This is a genomic window from Aureimonas endophytica (genome assembly GCF_014642635.1).
Classification (GTDB): Bacteria; Pseudomonadota; Alphaproteobacteria; order Rhizobiales; family Rhizobiaceae; genus Plantimonas; species Plantimonas endophytica.
The window spans coordinates 70,001-89,119 of the sequence record NZ_BMIQ01000001.1; the positions used below are offsets into that span (position 1 = coordinate 70,001).

At 67.8% G+C, this 19,119-nt stretch carries 21 protein-coding genes and 1 tRNA gene; 18 read left to right on the plus strand and 4 right to left on the minus strand.

What is annotated here, in order from left to right:
- Window positions 1-228 precede the first annotated feature (228 nt).
- The 8 genes from IEY14_RS00345 (at window position 229) to IEY14_RS00380 (ending at window position 8,668) form a co-directional block, all read left to right on the plus strand.
- Window positions 229-1,566, plus strand: coding sequence for a L,D-transpeptidase family protein (locus tag IEY14_RS00345; protein WP_188906255.1), 1,338 nt, complete (start codon window positions 229-231; stop codon window positions 1,564-1,566).
- A gap of 147 nt (window positions 1,567-1,713) precedes the next feature.
- Window positions 1,714-3,033 carry a serine hydroxymethyltransferase gene (gene glyA, locus IEY14_RS00350; RefSeq protein WP_188906256.1) on the plus strand — a complete coding sequence of 440 codons (1,320 nt, stop codon included), beginning with the start codon at window positions 1,714-1,716 and terminating at the stop codon, window positions 3,031-3,033.
- Window positions 3,034-3,062: 29 nt separating this feature from the next.
- Window positions 3,063-3,575 carry a transcriptional regulator NrdR gene (nrdR, locus tag IEY14_RS00355; protein ID WP_188906257.1) on the plus strand — a complete coding sequence of 171 codons (513 nt, stop codon included), beginning with the start codon at window positions 3,063-3,065 and terminating at the stop codon, window positions 3,573-3,575.
- Entirely contained in the window at window positions 3,541-4,683 is a 1,143-nt protein-coding gene (ribD, locus tag IEY14_RS00360) for a bifunctional diaminohydroxyphosphoribosylaminopyrimidine deaminase/5-amino-6-(5-phosphoribosylamino)uracil reductase RibD (protein ID WP_188906258.1), read from the plus strand. The genes nrdR and ribD overlap by 35 nt, the downstream gene beginning before the upstream one ends.
- Before the next feature lie 20 nt (window positions 4,684-4,703).
- The gene (locus IEY14_RS00365; protein ID WP_188906259.1) at window positions 4,704-5,321 is read left to right on the plus strand and encodes a riboflavin synthase; all 618 of its coding nucleotides are present in this window, start codon (window positions 4,704-4,706) and stop codon (window positions 5,319-5,321) included.
- Window positions 5,322-5,429: 108 nt separating this feature from the next.
- Window positions 5,430-5,876: a 6,7-dimethyl-8-ribityllumazine synthase gene (locus tag IEY14_RS00370; RefSeq protein ID WP_188906260.1), complete on the plus strand. Its 447-nt coding sequence runs from the start codon at window positions 5,430-5,432 to the stop codon at window positions 5,874-5,876.
- A gap of 2 nt (window positions 5,877-5,878) precedes the next feature.
- Window positions 5,879-6,376, plus strand: a complete 498-nt coding sequence (gene nusB, locus IEY14_RS00375) for a transcription antitermination factor NusB (RefSeq protein WP_373288864.1) — start codon at window positions 5,879-5,881, stop codon at window positions 6,374-6,376.
- A 147-nt stretch (window positions 6,377-6,523) separates the two neighbouring features.
- Window positions 6,524-8,668: a sodium-translocating pyrophosphatase gene (locus IEY14_RS00380; protein WP_188906262.1), complete on the plus strand. Its 2,145-nt coding sequence runs from the start codon at window positions 6,524-6,526 to the stop codon at window positions 8,666-8,668.
- Between the two features lie 59 nt (window positions 8,669-8,727).
- Here IEY14_RS00380 and IEY14_RS00385 read toward each other — a convergent pair whose 3' ends face one another.
- Window positions 8,728-9,282, minus strand: a complete 555-nt coding sequence (locus tag IEY14_RS00385; RefSeq protein WP_188907323.1) for an outer membrane protein assembly factor BamE — start codon at window positions 9,280-9,282, stop codon at window positions 8,728-8,730.
- Window positions 9,283-9,406: 124 nt separating this feature from the next.
- On the opposite strand from IEY14_RS00385, the gene IEY14_RS00390 reads away from it, so the two are divergent.
- The 8 genes from IEY14_RS00390 to IEY14_RS00425 all read left to right on the plus strand — a co-directional run bounded on the left by IEY14_RS00390 (window position 9,407) and on the right by IEY14_RS00425 (window position 14,423).
- Window positions 9,407-9,940, plus strand: coding sequence for a ubiquinol-cytochrome C chaperone family protein (locus tag IEY14_RS00390; protein ID WP_188906263.1), 534 nt, complete (start codon window positions 9,407-9,409; stop codon window positions 9,938-9,940).
- Window positions 9,937-10,488, plus strand: a complete 552-nt coding sequence (locus IEY14_RS00395; protein WP_188906264.1) for a YceD family protein — start codon at window positions 9,937-9,939, stop codon at window positions 10,486-10,488. Before IEY14_RS00390 ends, IEY14_RS00395 begins: the two co-directional genes overlap by 4 nt.
- Before the next feature lie 195 nt (window positions 10,489-10,683).
- On the plus strand, window positions 10,684-11,721 hold the full coding sequence (gene plsX / locus IEY14_RS00400; RefSeq protein WP_244639317.1) for a phosphate acyltransferase PlsX: 1,038 nt from the start codon (window positions 10,684-10,686) through the stop codon (window positions 11,719-11,721).
- Window positions 11,721-12,695: a beta-ketoacyl-ACP synthase III gene (locus tag IEY14_RS00405; protein ID WP_188906266.1), complete on the plus strand. Its 975-nt coding sequence runs from the start codon at window positions 11,721-11,723 to the stop codon at window positions 12,693-12,695. Before plsX ends, IEY14_RS00405 begins: the two co-directional genes overlap by 1 nt.
- Window positions 12,696-12,832: 137 nt before the next feature.
- The gene (locus tag IEY14_RS00410; protein ID WP_188906267.1) at window positions 12,833-13,174 is read left to right on the plus strand and encodes an integration host factor subunit alpha; all 342 of its coding nucleotides are present in this window, start codon (window positions 12,833-12,835) and stop codon (window positions 13,172-13,174) included.
- A gap of 28 nt (window positions 13,175-13,202) precedes the next feature.
- Window positions 13,203-13,757, plus strand: a complete 555-nt coding sequence (locus IEY14_RS00415) for a MerR family transcriptional regulator (RefSeq protein WP_188906268.1) — start codon at window positions 13,203-13,205, stop codon at window positions 13,755-13,757.
- Between the two features lie 127 nt (window positions 13,758-13,884).
- A tRNA-Pro gene (locus IEY14_RS00420) sits at window positions 13,885-13,961 on the plus strand.
- A gap of 177 nt (window positions 13,962-14,138) precedes the next feature.
- A complete protein-coding gene (locus tag IEY14_RS00425; protein ID WP_188906269.1) occupies window positions 14,139-14,423 on the plus strand; it encodes a hypothetical protein in 285 nt (94 codons plus the stop codon).
- Window positions 14,424-14,432: 9 nt separating this feature from the next.
- On the opposite strand, the gene IEY14_RS00430 is transcribed toward IEY14_RS00425, so the two are convergent.
- Window positions 14,433-15,956: an undecaprenyl-phosphate glucose phosphotransferase gene (locus tag IEY14_RS00430; protein WP_373288922.1), complete on the minus strand. Its 1,524-nt coding sequence runs from the start codon at window positions 15,954-15,956 to the stop codon at window positions 14,433-14,435.
- Between the two features lie 238 nt (window positions 15,957-16,194).
- A complete protein-coding gene (locus IEY14_RS00435) occupies window positions 16,195-16,755 on the minus strand; it encodes a polysaccharide biosynthesis/export family protein (RefSeq protein WP_188906270.1) in 561 nt (186 codons plus the stop codon).
- Between the two features lie 173 nt (window positions 16,756-16,928).
- Here IEY14_RS00435 and IEY14_RS00440 point away from each other — a divergent pair, with 173 nt between their 5' ends.
- Window positions 16,929-17,639 carry a hypothetical protein gene (locus IEY14_RS00440; RefSeq protein ID WP_188906271.1) on the plus strand — a complete coding sequence of 237 codons (711 nt, stop codon included), beginning with the start codon at window positions 16,929-16,931 and terminating at the stop codon, window positions 17,637-17,639.
- Window positions 17,640-17,656: 17 nt separating this feature from the next.
- Here the strand turns inward: IEY14_RS00440 and IEY14_RS00445 are convergent, their stop codons facing one another.
- A complete protein-coding gene (locus IEY14_RS00445; protein WP_188906272.1) occupies window positions 17,657-17,872 on the minus strand; it encodes a DUF2842 domain-containing protein in 216 nt (71 codons plus the stop codon).
- Between the two features lie 170 nt (window positions 17,873-18,042).
- On the opposite strand from IEY14_RS00445, the gene IEY14_RS00450 reads away from it, so the two are divergent.
- Window positions 18,043-19,116, plus strand: a complete 1,074-nt coding sequence (locus tag IEY14_RS00450; RefSeq protein WP_188906273.1) for a COX15/CtaA family protein — start codon at window positions 18,043-18,045, stop codon at window positions 19,114-19,116.
- Window positions 19,117-19,119: the final 3 nt, after the last annotated feature.

Consider the following 19,119-nt stretch of genomic DNA (forward strand, 5'->3'; position numbering starts at 1 on the left):
GCCCCGACCGGGCGCGCGGGGGTTTTCTTGTTGCAGGGATGCAACCCGCCCGCGCCCAAGCGTCCGCGAAACCTGACGAATCCTTGCTTTGGCCATATTGGCATGGCCTTCGGAGGCCCTGGCGCCCCGTGTTCGAAGACAGGCTCGAGCCTTGGCGCGTTGAGATTCCGTTTACGTTGACGGGTCGATAATCCCGCAGACAAGATCGACGGCCGAAGAGGGGCATCCATGCTGAACGACAAGCGCTTTGGTTCGGGCCGGATGTCCCGCCGCCAGTTCGTGGCGGGCGTCGCCGCCATGGGTGCGACGCTGGCGTCGGGCGGAGCCATGGCGCAGGAGGCGCTGAGCGATCTCCTGATGGCGCCCGATCGCGGCAATTGGGACGATCAGTTCGACACGCGCTCGACGGGCGTCGCCAAGCTCGATTCCAACACGCCGGTCTTCTCGCAAACGACCGTGGCCTCGCTGTCGGAGGCGATCCAGAACTATCGGTCGATCATGATGGCCGGCGGCTGGCCGAGCGTGCCGGAAGGCGGCAAGCTGCGGCTCGGCATGGAGGATGCGGCGGTGGGCCCGCTGCGCCAGCGCCTCGCCGTCTCGGGCGACCTGCCGCGCTCGGCCGGCATGTCGAACTCCTTCGACACCTATGTCGATGCGGCGGTGAAGCGCTTCCAGGCCCGGCACGGCCTGCCGGCCGACGGCGTCGTCGCCGACATGACCTACAAGGCGCTGAACGTGCCGGTCGACGTCCGCGTCGGCCAGCTCCAGACCAATCTCGTGCGTCTCCAGTCGATGAACGGCTTCCTCGGCAATCGCTTCGTGATGGTGAACGTGCCGGCCGCGGCGCTGGAGGCCGTGGAGAACGGCCGCGTCGTGCAGCGCCATATCGCCATCGTCGGCAAGATCGACCGCCAGACGCCGATCCTGAACTCCAAGATCACCAATCTCAACCTCAATCCCTACTGGCACGCGCCGGCCTCGATCGTGGAGAAGGACATCATTCCGCTGATGCGGAAGGATCCGACCTATCTGTCGCGCAACGACATCAAGATCTTCGGCCCCGGCGGCCAGGAGATCCCGCCGACGGCGGTCGACTGGAACACCAACGAGGCGGTGAAATATCTTTTCCGTCAGGAGCCGGGCAAGAACAACGCCATGGCCTCGGTGAAGATCAACTTCCCGAACCCCTTCAACACCTATATGCACGACACGCCGCAACAGAGCCTGTTCTCCAAGCTGATGCGTTTCGAATCCTCCGGCTGCGTGCGTGTCCAGAACGTGCGCGACCTCATCGTCTGGCTCGCCCGCGACGAGCCGGGCTGGGACCGCCAGCATATCGAGCAGATCATCGCCGCCCGGCAGCGCCAGGACATCAACCTGTCGACCCCGGTGCCGGTCTATTTCACCTATCTCACCGCCTGGGCGACCGACCCGAACGTCGTGCAGTTCCGCGACGACATCTATCACCGCGACGGCTCCGAGCAGCTGGCGATGAACGACGTCGCGCCGCAGGCCTATCAGCCCGGCGAGCAGGTGCAGACCCAGGCGCCCGATCTCGCCAACTGAGATCGCGCCTTCGACGAACGAAGCCGGAAGGTCGCCGCGCCTCGCGCCGCGGCCTTCTTTGCGATGGACGGTTGGCCGTCGCAAACGAGCATGCTATCGGCGCGGTGCATCCGATAAGGACTTAAGTCCGACAAAGGAGGGACCCCGATGTCCGAACTGCGCAAGCCGGAAGCCGCCGCCGAGTTCGATACGTTCTTCACCGGCAATCTCGCCTCGACCGATCCGGCGCTGTTCGGCGCGATCAAGGGCGAGCTTCACCGCCAGCAGACCGAGATCGAGCTGATCGCTTCGGAGAACATCGTCTCGCGCGCGGTGCTCGAGGCGCAGGGTTCCGTCCTGACCAACAAATATGCGGAAGGCTATCCGGGTCGCCGCTATTACGGCGGCTGCCACTTCGTCGACATCGCGGAGGATCTGGCGATCGAGCGCGCCAAGCAGCTCTTCGGCTGCGCCTTCGCCAATGTCCAGGCGAATTCCGGCAGCCAGGCCAACCAGTCCGTCCTGATGGCGCTGTCGAAGCCGGGCGAGACCATTCTCGGCATGAGCCTCGATGCCGGCGGCCATCTGACGCATGGCGCCAAGCCCAATCTGTCCGGCCGCTGGTTCGACGCCGTGCAATACGGCCTCGACACCGAGACCGGCATCATCGACTACGAGGAAGTCGAGCGCTTGGCGGTGGAGAAGAAGCCGCGCATCATCATCGCCGGCGGCTCGGCCTATTCGCGCATCATCGACTTCGCCCGCTTCCGCAAGATCGCGGATGCCGTCGGCGCCTATCTCTGGGTGGACATGGCGCATTTCGCCGGCCTCGTCGCCGGCGGCCAGCATCCGAGCCCGTTCCCGCACGCCCATGTCGTGACCTCGACCACGCATAAGACGCTGCGCGGCCCGCGCGGCGGCCTCGTGCTCACCAATGACGAGGACATCGCCAAGAAGATCAATTCGGCGATCTTCCCGGGGCTTCAGGGCGGGCCGCTGATGCATGTCATCGCGGGCAAGGCGGTCGCCTTCGGCGAGGCGCTGACGCCGGCCTTCCGCGCCTATGCGGCAGCGGTGGTGGAGAATGCCAAGGTCCTGGCGCAGACCGTGCGCGAGGGCGGCCTCGACATCGTGTCCGGCGGCACCGACACCCATCTGATGCTGGTGGACCTGCGCCCGAAGAACCTCACCGGCAAGTCGTCGGAGAACGCGCTCGGCCGCGCCGCCATCACCTGCAACAAGAACGGCGTGCCGAACGATCCGCAGAAGCCGACGATCACCTCCGGCATCCGGCTCGGCACCCCGGCGGCGACGACGCGCGGCTTCGGCCCGCAGGAGTTCCGCGAGGTCGGCCAGCTGATCGTCGAGGTGCTCGACGGTCTGCGCGAGTCCAATTCGGACGAGGGCAATGCCCGCGTCGAGGCCGCCGTGAAGGAAAAGGTGCTGGCGCTGACCAGCCGCTTCCCGATCTACGGCCAGTCCGCCTGATCTGAAACGACGACGCGAGCCGCAGAACGATGCGCTGCCCCTATTGCGGCTCGCAGGACAGCCAGGTGAAGGATTCGCGGCCGACCGAGGACGGCGCCGCGATCCGTCGCCGACGCGTCTGCCCGGATTGCGGCGGCCGCTTCACCACCTTCGAGCGCGTGCAGCTGCGCGATCTCGTCGTTTTGAAGCGCTCTGGCAAGCGCGTGCTCTTCGAGCGCGACAAGCTGGCCCGCTCGATCGAAGTGGCGCTGCGCAAGCGCCCGGTCGATCGCGAGCGGGTCGAACGGCTGATTTCCGGGATCGTGCGCCAGCTGGAATCCAGCGGCGACGCGGAGGTCACCTCGCGCCAGATCGGCCTTCTGGCCATGGAGGCGCTGCGCGGGCTGGACGATGTCGCCTATGTCCGCTTCGCCTCCGTCTATCGCGATTTCCACGAGGCGCGGGATTTCGAGGACGTGATCCGCGAGCTGACCCGGCCGCCGGAGGTCGAGGATCTCGGATCGGCCGATGCGGACGAGCCGGAGGCCGCGCCCCGTGCCTGAGCTCTCGCCCGACGACGACCGGCGCTTCATGGCGGCGACCATCCGCCATGCCGAGCGCCATGCTGGGCTCACCGGCACCAATCCCTCCGTCGGCACGCTGATCGTGCGAGACGACGGCGCCGGCCCGGCGATCATCGGCCATGGCGTCACGGCGCTGGGCGGCCGGCCGCATGCGGAGGCGCAGGCCCTCGCCGAGGCCGGCCCGCGCGCGGCGGGCGCCACCGCCTATGTCAGCCTGGAGCCCTGCGCCCATCACGGCCGCACGCCGCCCTGCGCCGAAGCGCTGATCCGCGCCGGCGTCGCGCGCGTCGTCTATGCGGCGAGCGACCCCGATCCGCGCGTCGACGGCAAGGGCGCCGCCATGCTGCGCGCCGCCGGCATCGCCGTCGAGGGCGGCGTTCTGGCGGCCGAGGCGCGGCGCGCGCTCGCCGGTTATCTCGCGCGTGTCACGAAGAAACGTCCGGAAGTCACGGTGAAGATCGCGGTTTCCGCCGATGGCAAGATCGGTCGGCGTGGGGCGGGGCAGGTGGCGATCACCGGGCCGATCGCCAATCGCCAGACCCATCTCCTGCGCGCCCGCAGCGACGCGATCCTGGTCGGCGCCGCGACGGTGGCGGAGGACGATCCCTCGCTGACCTGCCGCCTGCCGGGTCTGACCGAGCGATCACCGCTGCGCATCGTGCTCGACGGCAGCCTGCGAACCTCGCCGGCGGCGCAGGTGGTGGCGACCGCGCGCGAGGTGCCGACCGCCTTCGCGACCCTCGATCCGCAGGATGCGCGCGCCGAGGCGCTGCGCCGGGCGGGCTGCGAGATCATCGCCTGCGAGGCTGATCCCGGCACGCGCCGCGTCGCGCTGCCCGAACTCCTCGAAGACCTCGCCGCGCGCGGGCTGTCGACCCTCCTGGTCGAGGCCGGCGGTGAGCTCGGCCGCTCGCTGATCTCCGAAGGCTTCTGCGATCGGCTGATCGTCGTCGAGGGCGAGAACGAGATCGGCGCCGACGGCATCGCGGCGCCCTGCGGCGCGAGGCAGCCGCCGGCGGGCTTTCGTCTGGCGCGCGAGTTCCGCTTCGGCCCCGACCGCTGGCGCGAGTTCGAACGTTTCGCCTGACATTCGGAAAGGACACGTCCATGTTCACGGGAATCGTGACCGATATCGGTCGGATCGAGACGGTGACGGCGCTGCCCGAGGGCCGGCGCTTCCGCATCGAGACGACCTATGATCCGGCCGGCATCGCCATCGGCGCCTCCATCGCCTGTTCCGGGACCTGCCTCACCGTGACGGCGCTGCCGGACGAGGGCGCGAACCGGCGCTGGTTCGAGGTCGAGGCCTGGGAGGAGGCGCTGCGCCTCACCACCGCCGGCGGCTGGGCCGAGGGCACTCGCCTCAATCTGGAACGCGCCCTGAAGCTCGGCGACGAGCTCGGCGGCCATCTCGTCTCCGGCCATGTCGACGGGCAGGCGGAGATCCTGTCGCGCGAGGAGGAGGGGGACGCCGTGCGCTTCCGCCTGCGCGTGCCGGAAGCGTTCAAGCGCTTCATCGCGCCGAAGGGCTCGGTCTGTCTCGACGGCACGTCGCTGACGGTGAACGCGGTGGATGACGACGTCTTCGACGTCCTCCTCATCCGCCATTCGCTGGAGGTCACGACCTGGGGCGAGCGGCAGGCCGGCGATCGCGTCAATCTCGAAATCGACCAGATCGCCCGCTATGCCGCGCGTCTCTTCGCGGCGGATGCGACGAAGGTCTGAGCCGGCGCGTCTTCTCCCTACCATCGGGACCCCGAATTGGGTTATGAGCCCGGCTCCCCCGCAAGGCGGCGCTTCGGCGGCCGAACGTGACATCCCGAAAGGTGACCTATGGCAGCTCCGCATCTCCTCATCGTGGAAGCCCGCTTCTACGACCACATCGCCGATGCCCTTCTCGAAGGCGCGCGGGCGGCGCTGGAGGAGGCGGGTGCGACCTATGACGTCGTCTCCGTTCCCGGCGCCCTGGAAATCCCGGCCGCGATCGGCTTCGCTTTGACCGGCGCGGACGAGGGCGGCCGCGAATATGACGGCTTCGTCGCGCTCGGCTGCGTGATTCGCGGCGAGACCTATCATTTCGATATCGTGGCCAACGAATCCTGCCGCGCCCTCATGGATCTGTCGGTGGAGGAGGGGCTTGCCATCGGCAACGGCATCCTGACCGTCGAGAACGAGGAGCAGGCGCTGGTGCGCGCCCGCAAGTCCGACAAGAACAAAGGCGGCTCGGCCGCCGAGACGGCCCTCACCATGATCGCGCTGCGCGATCGGTTCGGAGCGTGACGGTGAGCGACGCTTCGCCCCGGCCGGTGCGGCCCGCCAACAAGCGCGGCGCCGCCCGGCTCGCCGCCGTCCAGGCGCTCTACCAGATGGATGTCGGCGGCACGAGCCTGCTCGAGACCGTCGCCGAATACGAGACGACGCGCCTCGGCCAGGAGATCGACGGCGATACCTATCGCGAGGCCGATGCCGCGTGGTTCCGCGACATCGTTTCCGGCGTCGTGCGGTCGCAGAAGGCGATCGACCCGCTGATCCACACCTCGCTGACCGCCGACTGGCCGCTGTCGCGGCTCGACACGACGCTGCGCGCCATCCTGCGCGCCGGTGCCTACGAGGTGATGAACCGCAAGGACGTGCCGACGGCGGTGATCGTCACCGAATATGTCGACGTGGCGAAGGCCTTCTTCGGCGACGACGAGACGCGGCTGGTGAATGCCGTGCTCGACCGCATCGCCCGCCGCTCGCGCGGCGAGGGCCGGGGCACGAACCCCACCAAGGAGTGAGCCGAACCGAGCCGAGCGGCGCTTGACGCCGCTCCGGGCTCGCGTAACCTCGATTCCGTCCAGTCGGCCAGGGGCCAGAGGGCCCGTCGACCGTCGGAGGAGGACCGATCGGTCGAAGACATCGCAGGCCGGTGGCAGGGGAGGTCCATGTCCACAGCCTTGATCGTCGTGCTTTTGTGCGGAGTGCTTTCGCTCGCCTATGCGGGCTGGGCGATCCGTTCGGTTCTCGCGTCCGACCAGGGGTCGGCGCGCATGCAGGAAATCGCGGGCGCGATCCGCGAGGGGGCGCAAGCCTATCTCGCCCGCCAATACACCACCATCGCGGTTGTCGGTGTCGTCGTCTTTCTCGGCTCCTGGCTGCTTCTCTCCATCCATGCGGCGGTCGGCTTCCTGATCGGCTCCGTCCTGTCCGGCGTCGCCGGCTTCATCGGCATGAATGTCTCGGTCCGCGCCAATGTGCGCACGGCCCAGGCGGCGTCGCGCTCGCTCGCCGCCGGTCTCGACATCGCCTTCAAGTCGGGCGCCATCACCGGCATGCTCGTCGCCGGCCTCGCGCTGATCGGCGTCGCGGCCTATTTCCTGTTCCTGACCGGCCCGTCCGGCTATGCCCCGACCGACCGCACGGTGATCGACAGCCTCGTCTCGCTCGGCTTCGGCGCCTCGCTGATCTCGATCTTCGCGCGTCTCGGCGGCGGCATCTTCACCAAGGGCGCCGATGTCGGCGGCGATCTCGTCGGCAAGGTGGAAGCCGGCATCCCGGAGGACGATCCGCGCAATCCGGCGACCATCGCCGACAATGTCGGCGACAATGTCGGCGACTGCGCCGGCATGGCGGCCGATCTCTTCGAGACCTATGCGGTGACCGTGGTCGCCACCATGGTGCTCGGCGCGATCTTCTTCGCGGGCAGCCCGGTCGTCGCGACGGCGATGCTCTATCCGCTGACGATCTGCGCCGCCTGCATCGTCACCTCGATCGTCGGCACCTTCTTCGTGCGGCTCGGGGCCAACGGCTCGATCATGGGCGCGCTCTACAAGGGCCTTTGGGTCACGACGCTGCTCTCGGTCGTCGGCATCGGCCTCGCCACCGCCGCCACCTTCGGCTTCGGCCGGGTGGAAGGCGGCGATACCGGCATTTCGGGCCTCAACCTGTTCTTCTGCGGTCTGGTCGGCCTCGTCGTCACCGGGCTCATCGTCTTCATCACAGAATATTATACCGGCATCGGCTACCGGCCGGTGCGCTCGATCAGCCAGGCCTCGGTGTCCGGCCACGGCACCAATGTCATCCAGGGTCTCGCCGTCTCGCTGGAGGCGACGGCGCTGCCGACGATCGTCATCATCGCCGGCATCATCGCCACCTACCAACTCGCCGGCCTCTACGGCACCGGCATCGCGGTGACGGCCATGCTGGGCCTGGCGGGCATGATCGTCGCGCTCGACGCCTTCGGCCCGGTGACGGACAATGCCGGCGGCATCGCCGAGATGGCCGGGCTGCCCTCCGATGTGCGCAAGTCCACCGATGCGCTGGACGCGGTCGGCAACACGACCAAGGCGGTGACCAAGGGCTATGCGATCGGCTCCGCCGGTCTCGGCGCGCTCGTGCTCTTCGCCGCCTATAATTACGACCTGCAATATTTCATCGCGCAGGCGAAGGCCGGGCAGGGCTATGCCTATTTCCAGGGCGTCGCCCCCGACTTCTCGCTGACCAATCCCTTCGTGGTGGTCGGCCTCCTGCTTGGCGGCCTGATCCCCTATCTCTTCGGCGGCATCGCGATGACGGCGGTGGGCCGCGCCGCGAGCGCCGTGGTGGAGGAGGTGCGCCGCCAGTTCCGCGAAAAGCCCGGCATCATGGAAGGGCGCGAGCGGCCGGACTATGCCCGGGCGGTCGACATGCTGACGCGGGCGGCGATCCGCGAGATGATCGTGCCCTCGCTCCTGCCGGTGTTGGCGCCGCTGGTCGTCTTCTTCCTGGTGCTGCTCATCGCCGACAAGAGCCAGGCCTTCTCGGCGCTCGGCGCGATGCTGCTCGGCGTCATCGTCACCGGTCTCTTCGTCGCCATCTCGATGACCTCGGGCGGCGGCGCCTGGGACAATGCCAAGAAGAGCTTCGAGGACGGCTTCGTCGATGGCGCCGGCACGCGCCACATGAAGGGCTCGGACGCGCACAAGGCGTCCGTCACCGGCGATACGGTGGGCGATCCCTACAAGGACACGGCGGGACCCGCCGTCAATCCGGCGATCAAGATCACCAATATCGTGGCCCTGCTGCTTCTCGCCGTGCTCGCGCACGGCTGACGCTTCCGGGCGGTGGGCGCGAAATGCGTCCGCCGCTCGGTCTCATCCCCGGACGGCGATCAGCCGCCGGCGGGACGGTTCGGATCGGCGCCGGCCGTCGCACTCCCGGTGCCGATGCTTGCCGGCGCGCCGGGCGAGAGCATCTGGCCGAGCAGGCTCATGTCCTTGCCCCCCGTCGGCGTCGTGCGCGAGATGAAGTCGAAGAGCTTGCCGTTCTGCATGCCGTAATTGGCGATCTGCTTCACCGTGTCGTCCGAGCCGAAGTAGATGGCGAGGACGCGCTGATCGACGATATGCGGATTGAGGAAGGCGACCGGACGGACGCGCTTCTGCGAGATGTAGTAGAAGACCTCGTTGTCGAACGTCGCCTTGGTCGAGGGCGTGCCGAGCGCCGTCAGCACCTGCTCGCGGCTCGAGCCGACCGGAACGAGCTGGATCGTCTGGTCGTCGACGATATAGCCCTGGTTGAGGACCTCGCGGGTCGTGCAGCCGCCGGCGATCGAAAGGGCCAGCAATCCAGCCGACAAGGTGGCTGCGCGAATGCGAAAGCGACTCAAAGTCAGGGCCTCCCTGTGAAGCGATGGGCGCGATGTCCTAGGGAGCACTCGCGTCATAAAAGCGGCAGCCCCCCGCGAACCGATCGTCCCACGCGGCAGCGCTCGTAAAGCAGTCGGGTGATTGTTGCAATCGTGCCGCAGCCGTGCGACGCGAACCGCCGGTCCGAGCCGAGACGCCGAGATGCTGAAGTCCTTCAGAATACGCCAGCGGAATCGCGAGATCATCGACGCGCTCTATCACGGCATCGTCGCCCGTTCGCGCACGCCCCGATTGTTTCTCGATTTCGGCGTGCCCGATACGGTGATGGGGCGCTTCGAGGCGCTGTCCCTCCATGTCTATCTGGCGCTGCTGCGCTGCCGGGACGACGCCGCGGCCAAGCCCGTCGCCCAGGATCTGGTCGATCGTTTCGTCGCCGATGTCGAGGATTCGATCCGCGAGATCGGCGTCGGCGACGTGGCGGTGCCGAAACGCATGCGCCGACTCGCCGGGCGCTTCTACGAGCGCGTCGCCGCCTATGACGGGCCGATGCTGGCCGGCGACGTGCCGGGCCTCGCGGCGGCGTTGGCGGAGCGGGCCTTGGCGGACGCGCCGCCGGAGCGCCGCGACGCCGCCGGATTGGCAACCTATATGATGGCGACGCAGGCCGAACTGGCGGCGGTGACGACCGACCGCATCCTGTCCGGTCATCTTTACAGCGAGGAAGAGGCGCGATGAGCGCGGATACGAACGGTATCGGTGGCGAGGTTTCCTTCGATTTCCAGGCCGCCCGCCTGCCGCAGGACGGCTTGCCGCTGTCCTTCACGGCCAGCGAGGCGCAGCGGGCGGCCGTCGCCCGGCGTTTCGATCTCGTTTCGGTGGAAAGCCTCGGCGCGGAGCTCGTCGCCACGCGCTGGCAGCGCGACGGCGTGACGGTGGAGGGCCGGCTGACGGCCGATGTCGTGCAGACCGATGTCGTGACGCTGGAGCCCCTGCCGGAACATGTCGAGGAGGAGGTGCGCCTCTTCTATGTGCCCGAACATTCCCGCCTTGCCCGGCCGGCGGCGGAGGAGGGCGAGGAAGTCGAGGTCGATCTCGCCGACGAGGTGCCGGAAAGCTTCAAGGGCGACCGCGTCGATCTGGGCGAGGCGCTGGTCCAGATCCTCGGTCTCGCGCTCGATCCCTATCCGCGCGCCCCGGACGCCACGTTCGAGGAGCGGCGGGAGGGAGAAGCGGAGCCGTCGCCCTTCGCCGTTCTCGCCCGTCTGCGCGACGAGGGTGCCTGACGAGGCGATGCGAGACGCGATGACGGTTGAGGTCGGGCCGAAAAAGGTTAAGAGACTTCCGCGAATTCCAGCTTCGCGACGCTTCGGGGCCGCCATCCGATCGGCGGGGTCTTGCGTGACGGGACCGCTGGGGCGAGACAGGAAAGCGAGCCGCATTTGAGTGCCAGTTCAGGTGTGACGATCTCCGTCGACGCGATGGGCGGCGATCATGGACCGTCCGTCGTGCTGCCGGGCGCCGCGATCTCGCTGCAGCGCCATCCGCGCACGCGTTTCGTTCTCTATGGCGACGAGAGCGTCGTCCTTCCGGTCCTCGACACGCTGCCGGCGCTGAAGGCCGCCAGCACCTTCCACCATTGCGACGTCTCGATCCGCATGGACGAGCGGCCGTCCCAGGCGCTGCGCCAGGGCCGCTACAAGTCCTCCATGTGGAAGACCGTCGAGGCGGTGAAGACCGGCGAGGCGCATGTCGCCGTTTCCGCCGGCAATACCGGCGCGCTGATGGCCATGGCGAAGTTCTGCCTGCGCACCATGGCGAAGGTCGAGCGGCCGGCCATCGCCGGCATCTGGCCGACGGTGCGCGGCGAGAGCATCGTGCTCGACATCGGCGCGACGATCGGCGCCGATGCGCAGCAGCTCGTCGACTTTTCCATGATGGGCGCCGCGATGGCCCGCGCGCTCTTCGGCATCGAGGAGCCGACCGTCGGCCTTCTCAATGTCGGCGTCGAGGAGGTGAAGGGGCAGGACGAGGTGAAGGAGGCGGCGCGCTTCCTGAAGGAGAATCCGATCGCGGGCCTCTCCTATCGCGGCTTCGTCGAGGGCGACGATCTCGGCAAGGGCACCGTCGATGTCGTCGTCACGGAAGGCTTCACCGGCAATGTCGCTTTGAAGACGGCGGAAGGCACCGCCAAGCAGATCGCCGGCTATCTCCGCGCGGCGATGAGCCAGACCTGGATGGCTCGGCTCGGCTATATTCTGGCGAAGAGCGCCTTCGATCGCCTTCGCGACAAGATGGACCCACGCAAGGTGAATGGCGGCGTGTTTCTCGGCCTCAACGGCATCGTCATCAAGAGCCACGGCGGCACGGACGCGGAAGGCGTCGCGGCGGCGATCGATCTCGCCTGCGCGATGGCCGAGAACGGCCTTCTCGGCAAGGTCGAGGACTCGCTGCGCCTTTTCCACGAGCGCCTGACCACCAACGGCCCGACCGCGGCCATCGCGCCGGAGACGATTTGATGCGCGCCCGCCGTTCGCTCATTCTCGGCACGGGCTCGAGCCTGCCCGCCCGGATCGTCTCGAATGCCGAGCTCGAAAGGACGGTCGAGACCTCCGACGAATGGATCACCCAGCGCACCGGCATCCGCAATCGGCGGATCGCGGGCGAGGGGGAGACGACCGTGTCGCTCGGCGAGGCGGCGGCGCGGGCCGCGCTGGACGCCGCCGGCCTGACGCCCGCCGATATCGATCTGGTGATCCTCGCCACCGCGACGCCCAACAACACCTTTCCGGCCTCCGCCGTGCAGGTGCAGAGCCGGCTCGGCATCCATCACGGCTTCGCCTTCGACGTCCAGGCGGTGTGCAGCGGCTTCGTCTACGCCCTGACCACGGCCGATCTCTATCTGCGCTCCGGCATGGCGCGGCGCGCGCTCGTCATCGGCGCCGAGACCTTCTCGCGTATTCTCGACTGGGAGGACCGGACCACCTGCGTCCTCTTCGGCGACGGGGCGGGAGCCGTGGTGCTGGGCGCCGAGGACGCGGACGCGGCCGGCGAGCGCGGCGTCCTCGTCTCCAAGCTGCGGGCCGACGGCGCGCATGAGGAGAAGCTCTATGTCGATGGCGGACCCTCCACCACCGGCACCACCGGCAAGCTGCGCATGCAGGGCCGCGAGGTCTTCAAGCATGCGGTCGGCATGATCACCGATGTCGTCGAGGATTCCTTCTCGGCGCTCGGTCTCACCGTCGATTCGATCGACTGGTTCGTGCCGCATCAGGCGAATCGGCGCATCATCGAGGCTTCGGCGAAGAAGCTCGGCATCGCGCCGGAGAAGATCGTGATCACCGTCCAGGACCACGGCAATACTTCGGCGGCTTCCATTCCGCTGGCCCTCGATACGGCCGTGCGCGACGGGCGCATCAAGCGCGGCGATCTCGTGCTTCTCGAAGCCATGGGCGGCGGTTTCACCTGGGGTGCGGTGGTCATCCGGTGGTAGTATAGGAAGCTTGGCGAAGCGCAGCGGAACCGCTCGCTGAGCCTTGATTCATCTTAAGGATTGCGTATCTTCGCCCTGTTTGCCGGCCGCCGGCGACGCTGGGGAGCGGATTCGGCAGGCTGATCTCGGGGATAGGCATGAGCGAAAAGACGATCACCAGAGCGGATCTCGCGGAAGCCGTCTTCCGCAAGATCGGACTGTCGCGGACGGAGTCCGCCGCCCTGGTCGAGATGATTCTCGAAGAGATCTGCTCGACCATCGCGCGTGGCGAATCGGTGAAGATCTCGTCCTTCGGCTCCTTCCTCGTGCGCGACAAGAACGAGCGCATCGGCCGCAACCCGAAGACCGGCGAGGAAGTGCCGATCCTTCCGCGCCGCGTCGCCGTGTTCAAGCCGTCGAACGTGATGAAGGACCGCATTCTCGAAGCGCATTCCAAGCGTCTCGACGCCCGTTCCGCCGAATTGAAGGCGGCCGAATAGCCGCTCCCGCCAAGGTGCAGTTCGAGACATGACCGGCAAAAGCGTCGACGCCTTCCGTACCATCAGCGAGGTCGCCGAGGATCTCGACCTGCCGCAACATGTCCTGCGCTTCTGGGAAACGCGCTTCACGCAGATCCGTCCGATGAAGCGGGGCGGGGGCCGGCGCTATTATCGGCCGGACGATGTCGAGCTGCTGAAGGGCATCCGCTATCTTCTCTATGTGCGCGGCTTCACCATCAAGGGCGTGCAGCGTATCCTGAAGGAGAACGGCAACCGCTTCGTCATCGGGATCGGCGCCGGCGACGTCGCCGCGCTCGATTCGGCGCAGTTCGGCCGCGCCGATCAGGAACCCGACGACGATCCGAACGACGATCCGACCATGTCCTCCGAGCCCGAAGACGCCCCGCCGGCCGCGCCCGAGCCGCAGCCGCCGGCCGAGCGGCGCAGCGCCTTTTCCGCCTTCCTGCGCCGCGACCGCGGCGACGATGCGCCGGTCGGCCTCGCCAAGGAAAGCGTCGCCACGCTTCAGGACGTCCTCATCGAACTCCTGGAATGCAAGCGGCTGCTCGACCAGTCCCGCTGAACCGCCGCATCCGTCCGCGGGCGGGCTGCCGGAAGGCCATCGTCGCATCGAGCGTCGGCGTTCTCCGCGCGAAGGGATGGAAAGACGGTTGCCTTTCGCACCCTGTTTCTCTAAGGGTTCTCGCAGTCGGAGCGTAGCGCAGTCTGGTAGCGCACTTGGATGGGGTCCAAGGGGTCGGAGGTTCAAATCCTCTCGCTCCGACCATTTTCTCCCACGAAATATCCTGTCTCTTCAGCCGATTCCGCGTCGCTCGCCCTGTTGCGCGTCCGCCTTTCGGCTCCCGCATCCCCTCTAAAATTCACCATGGCCTTGCGGGAACGAAAAGTCTTACCGCATGTTAACCATCGACTCTTCGGTGATTGGGGAACTGGGGGCCGGCCGATGTTCGTTGTGCGCATCCAAAATGACGAAGCGACGCTCTATCGCGCCTTCCGGCGCTGGCAGGGGGCGAAGCTCTGGGCCGAAGAGAAGAATCTCGAACACAGCGCCAATCTGGTCGACGTCTTCGAGGCGTCTGGCGCGGGTGACGATCGCGCCGCCGTGCGGGCCGTGCGGGAGGATCGCGCCCGCCTCGTGGTGCGGGGCGAGGCGCTCGTCCCGCCGGTGCTCGCGATGCGCGAGCTCCATAGCGATGTCAGCCTCGGCACGGCCTTCGACTACGCCTGATCTCGCGCCTCAATAGGCGTTTTCCGTTTTCAGCAGCCGGATCGGCGTCAGGACGAGGATCTTGATGTCGAAGAGGATCGACCAGTTGTCGATATAGAAGAGATCGTAGTCGAAGCGGTGCTTCAGCTTCTCCGGCTGGTCGATCTCGCCGCGATAGCCGTTGATCTGCGCCCAGCCGGTGATGCCGGGCTTCACCTTATGACGGCCGAAATAGTCGTCGACGATCTCGATGAAGGCTTCCTGCGTGCTCGATTGCGCATGGACGGCATGGGGGCGGGGGCCGACGAGCGAGAGCTCACCCCGGATGACGTTCCAGAGCTGCGGCAGCTCGTCGATCGACGTCTTGCGGATGAAGCGGCCGACCGGGGTGACGCGCCGGTCGCCCTTGGTCACGACCCGCTTCGCCAGCGGGTCGGCCATCTCGTGATACATCGAGCGGAACTTGAAGACCTCGATGATCCGATTGTTGAAGCCATGGCGTTTCTGCTTGAAGAAGATCGGGCCCTTCGAGGTGAGCTTCACGGCGAGCGCCGCCGCGACGAAGACGGGCGACAAAGCGAGGATCGCGAAGCTGGCGACCACGATGTCGAACAGGCGCTTCACGATCGAATTCCAGTCGGCGATCGGCTTGTGGAACACGTCCAGCATCGGCACCCGGCCGACGAAGGAATAGGAGCGCGAAGGAAAGCGCCTCTGCGCGCTATGGGCCGCGAGGCGGATGTCGATCGGCAGCACCCAGAGGCTCTTCAGGAGTTCGAGAACCCGCTTTTCGGCCGAGACCGGGATCGAGACGATGAGCAGGTCGATGCTGGCCCGGCGGGCGAATTCCACGAGATCGCGGACATTGCCGAGCTTGGGATAGCCGGCGACGCTTGCCGGCGAGCGGCGGTCGTCGCGATCGTCGAAGATGCCGCAGATCCTGAGGTCGTTCTCTGGCTGCCGCTCGATCTCCTCGATCAGCTTCTCGGCGGCGGGTCCACCGCCGACGATCACGGCGCGGCGCTCCAGCTTGCCGGCGCTGGCCCAGCGCCGCACGCGGAGGCCGAGCGCCATGCGGGCGGAGAGGAGAAGCGCTGCGCCGAGCGTGAACCAGAGCGCCAGCCAGACCCGCGACATCTCGTTCTGGATCTTCAGGAAGAAGAAGCCCAATGCCAGCATCGCCACCGCCGTCGCCCAGCCAGCGGCGACCGGCACGAGCTGGCCGTAAAGCCGGCGGAAGGTCGTCGTCTCGTAGCCGCCGAAGGTCTGGATCGCCGAAATGCCGGCGATGCCGCCGCAGAGCGAGACGATGACATAGCGCCAGAGCACGGGGCCGCTCGGCATGTCGTAGAGCGCGATGATCGCCAGCGAGACGGCGGTGAGCGCCACCATCTCGACCAGCCGCCAGAGATCGGCGAGAAGGCTCGGCGAGATAACGCGCGGCGCCAGGCGATCGGCGATCTCGGCGGCGCGTTCGCTGAGAATGCCGGGCGTCGCGCCGGTCGGCGCCTTCGTGGCGCGCACGGCGGCGGCGGAGAAGGGCAGGATGTCCACCGCGGTAAAGGGCGGCGCGGCATTGGCGGTGCCGGCCGGACCGGAGGTTTCCTGCACGCTCGACGCTTGTGGCACGGCCTGTTCCCCGCAAAGGTCCCGGATCGATCGCCGCCGTGGCGTTGCAGGCGCCGGCGCGAGCGATTTCCCGGAAGGCTAAGGCCTGCCGCTCACGGTTCCGTGAAACGGATGCGGACAATTCGAACGACCGGCGACGATCGGGCTTGGTGCGGGCGGCGCGTCAGAACCAGCGCTCGCGCACGAAGATCGTGTCGCCCGGCTGGATCGGATCGGAGACGAGCACACGGCCCGTCTCGATCTTGCCGTTGACCTGGCGCGTCAGATCCGCGTTGCGCTGCTCGGCGCGCGCGGTGAAGCCGCCGGCGATGGCAATCGCCTTCTGGACGGTGAGACCCGGAACGTAGCTATATTGGCCACCTTGCGTCACCTCGCCCATGATGAAGAAGGGGCGATAGGTCTCGACCTCGGCGGCGATGCTCGGATCGCGCAGGAAGCCGTTGCGCAGCCGGTCGGCCACCGCCTTTTCCAATTCTTCCGTCGTATGGCCGCGCGCCGGCACGCTGCCGATCAGCGGCATGGCGATGAAACCGCCTTTGTCCACCGCGTAGCTGTTGGTCAGCGCGTCCTGTTCGAAGACGGTCACCCGCACCCGATCGCCGCTGTCGAGCCGGTAGGGCTCGCTTAGCGTCCGGTGGAAGGCGGGCGAGGGCGGCTGGTAGCTGGCGCAGGACGACAGGGCTGCTCCGAGCGCGCAAGCGATCGCGATGTTCCGAAGCAGCATGCCCAAACCCGTTCAAGGCCGGCTGCGGCCGGCGTGCCGATGGAGCGATTATCGCCTCGTTAGGGTTAATCGCGAGTTAACCCTGTTCGGCCGTTTCACCGGCGGATCCTTAACCCGAGGGTTAGGGAGCCGCGCCAGACTGCGCCTCACGGCATTGCGGTCGGAGGGAGACGATGGGCCTGTTTTCGGGGATCGGCGGTCTGTTCCAGGGGCGGCATGCCATTCCCGAACTCTTGACCGCGTCTGCGGCGGAACCCGCCACACCGCCGCCGACGGCTCCCGCCGCCGAGCCGAAGCCGGCGGAGGAGCGGATCGAGTTCGTGACGCCGGACGATCTCGTCGCGGCGATCGCCACGGCGCGTATCGCGCGGATTCTTCTCGTCGGCAGCGCCGAGGCGAACCGCATCGGCGGCACAGTCCTCGCCCGTGCGCTCGCCGCCCGCAGTCCGTCGACCATCCTTCTCGATCTCGGCGGCGGCGCGGCGCGCGACATGGGCTCCATCGCGCCGGCCGAGAATATCGGCGAAGTCGTGTCGAGCCCGACGAGCTTCGCCCACGCGATCCAGCGCGACCGCGCCAGCCGCGCCCATGTCATCGCCCTGCGGCTCGGGCCGGGGGACCTGGACGAAACGCTGCGCGAGGCGACCGAGACGGCCTTCGCGGCGCTGGCCGAGGCCTATGCCCGGTCGGTCGTCGTCTTCGAGAGCGTGCCGGTCGATTGGCTGCCGCATCTCGCCGACGACAACACCGCGCTCGTTCTGCCGAGCTTCGGCCAGGGGCGGCGGGCAAGCCTCGGCATCGAGGCGCGCCTCGCCGAGATCGGCGTGACCGAACTCGTCCATCTCGCCCTGCCGGAGATCGAAGCGCAGTCGCTCGCCGCCTGAGCGGCGAGACGCGGGACTCAGCGCGGCCGCCCGGAATAGCCTTCCATCCAGCGCACCAGGAACGCGGCCGGCGCCACCCAGAGCACGCCGCTGAACAGGAAGAAGGCGAGGTGCACCCAGCCGCTCGCCTGGCCGAGATAGAGCGAGGCGAAGGCCGTCGCGAAGATCGCATAGACCGTCACGAGCAGGATCAGCACCACGGTGCCGATCAGTTTGCGCAATCTCAACCGCATGGGTCCGCTGTCCTCCCGCCCGCCGGTTATGCCGGTGCGGCGGTGAAAAGACCAGTCCGCGCAGCGCGCATGCGGCCTCGCGGTGCCTTGCCTTGGGCCGGCGTTCGGGCCAAATCGCGGCGGGGCCGGCGATGTGCGCCGGGCCGCAACGCGGGACCCGCCGAGGACGCATGACGAGTGCCATCTATCCCGTGCGCGACCGTGTCGCGCCCTCCCGCAATCTCGGCGCGGTGCGCCTCTGGCTCTATGTCGTCGCGGCCGTGGTCCTTGCCCTGGTGCTCGTCGGCGGCGCGACGCGGCTGACCGAGAGCGGCCTGTCCATCACCGAATGGAAGCCGATCCATGGCATCGTTCCGCCGCTGTCGCAGAGCGAATGGGACGAGGAATTCCGGCTCTACCAGCAGATCCCGCAATATCAGGAGCTGAACCAGGGCATGACCCTCGACGGTTTCAAGACGATCTACTGGTGGGAATGGGCACATCGCTTCCTGGCGCGCACCGTGGGCCTCGTCTTCGCGCTGCCGCTCGCCTTCTTCTGGGCGACGGGCCGGCTGCCGGGGCCGCTAAAGCCGCGCCTTCTCGCGATTCTCGCCCTCGGCGCGATCCAGGGCGGCATCGGCTGGTGGATGGTGGCCTCCGGCCTGACCGCCCGCACCGATGTCAGTCAGTATCGGCTCGCCGTCCATCTGACGACGGCCTGCCTCATCTTCGCCGCGACGCTCTGGGTGGCGCGGGGCCTCGCCCGCCATTCGGACGACATGCCGCCCTCCGAAGGTTCGGTCTATGCGGCGGGGCTCATCGTGTTCCTCGCCTTCTGCCAGATCTATCTGGGCGGTCTCGTCGCCGGTCTGAATGCCGGCCTCACCTTCAACACCTGGCCGCTGATGGACGGCCGGCTCGTGCCGGAAGGCCTGTTCGTCATGCAGCCGGCCTGGCGCAATCTCTTCGAGAACGTCATGACGGTGCAGTTCCTGCACCGCCTCGGCGCCTATACGCTCTTCGCCGTCACCCTCATCCATTCGATCGCGGCCTGGGCGCAGGCGCCCGGCACCACGCATGCCCGCCGCGCCCTGGTGCTTCTCGGGCTCGTCACCCTCCAGGCGATGCTCGGCATCACGACGCTGCTTCTCGCCGTGCCGATCGGCTGGGCGCTGCTGCATCAGGCGGGCGCCCTCGTCGTCCTCGCCTTCGCGGTCGCCCATGCGCGGGGCCTTGCCGGCCCCTACGCCTTCGCGCGGCGCTGAAGG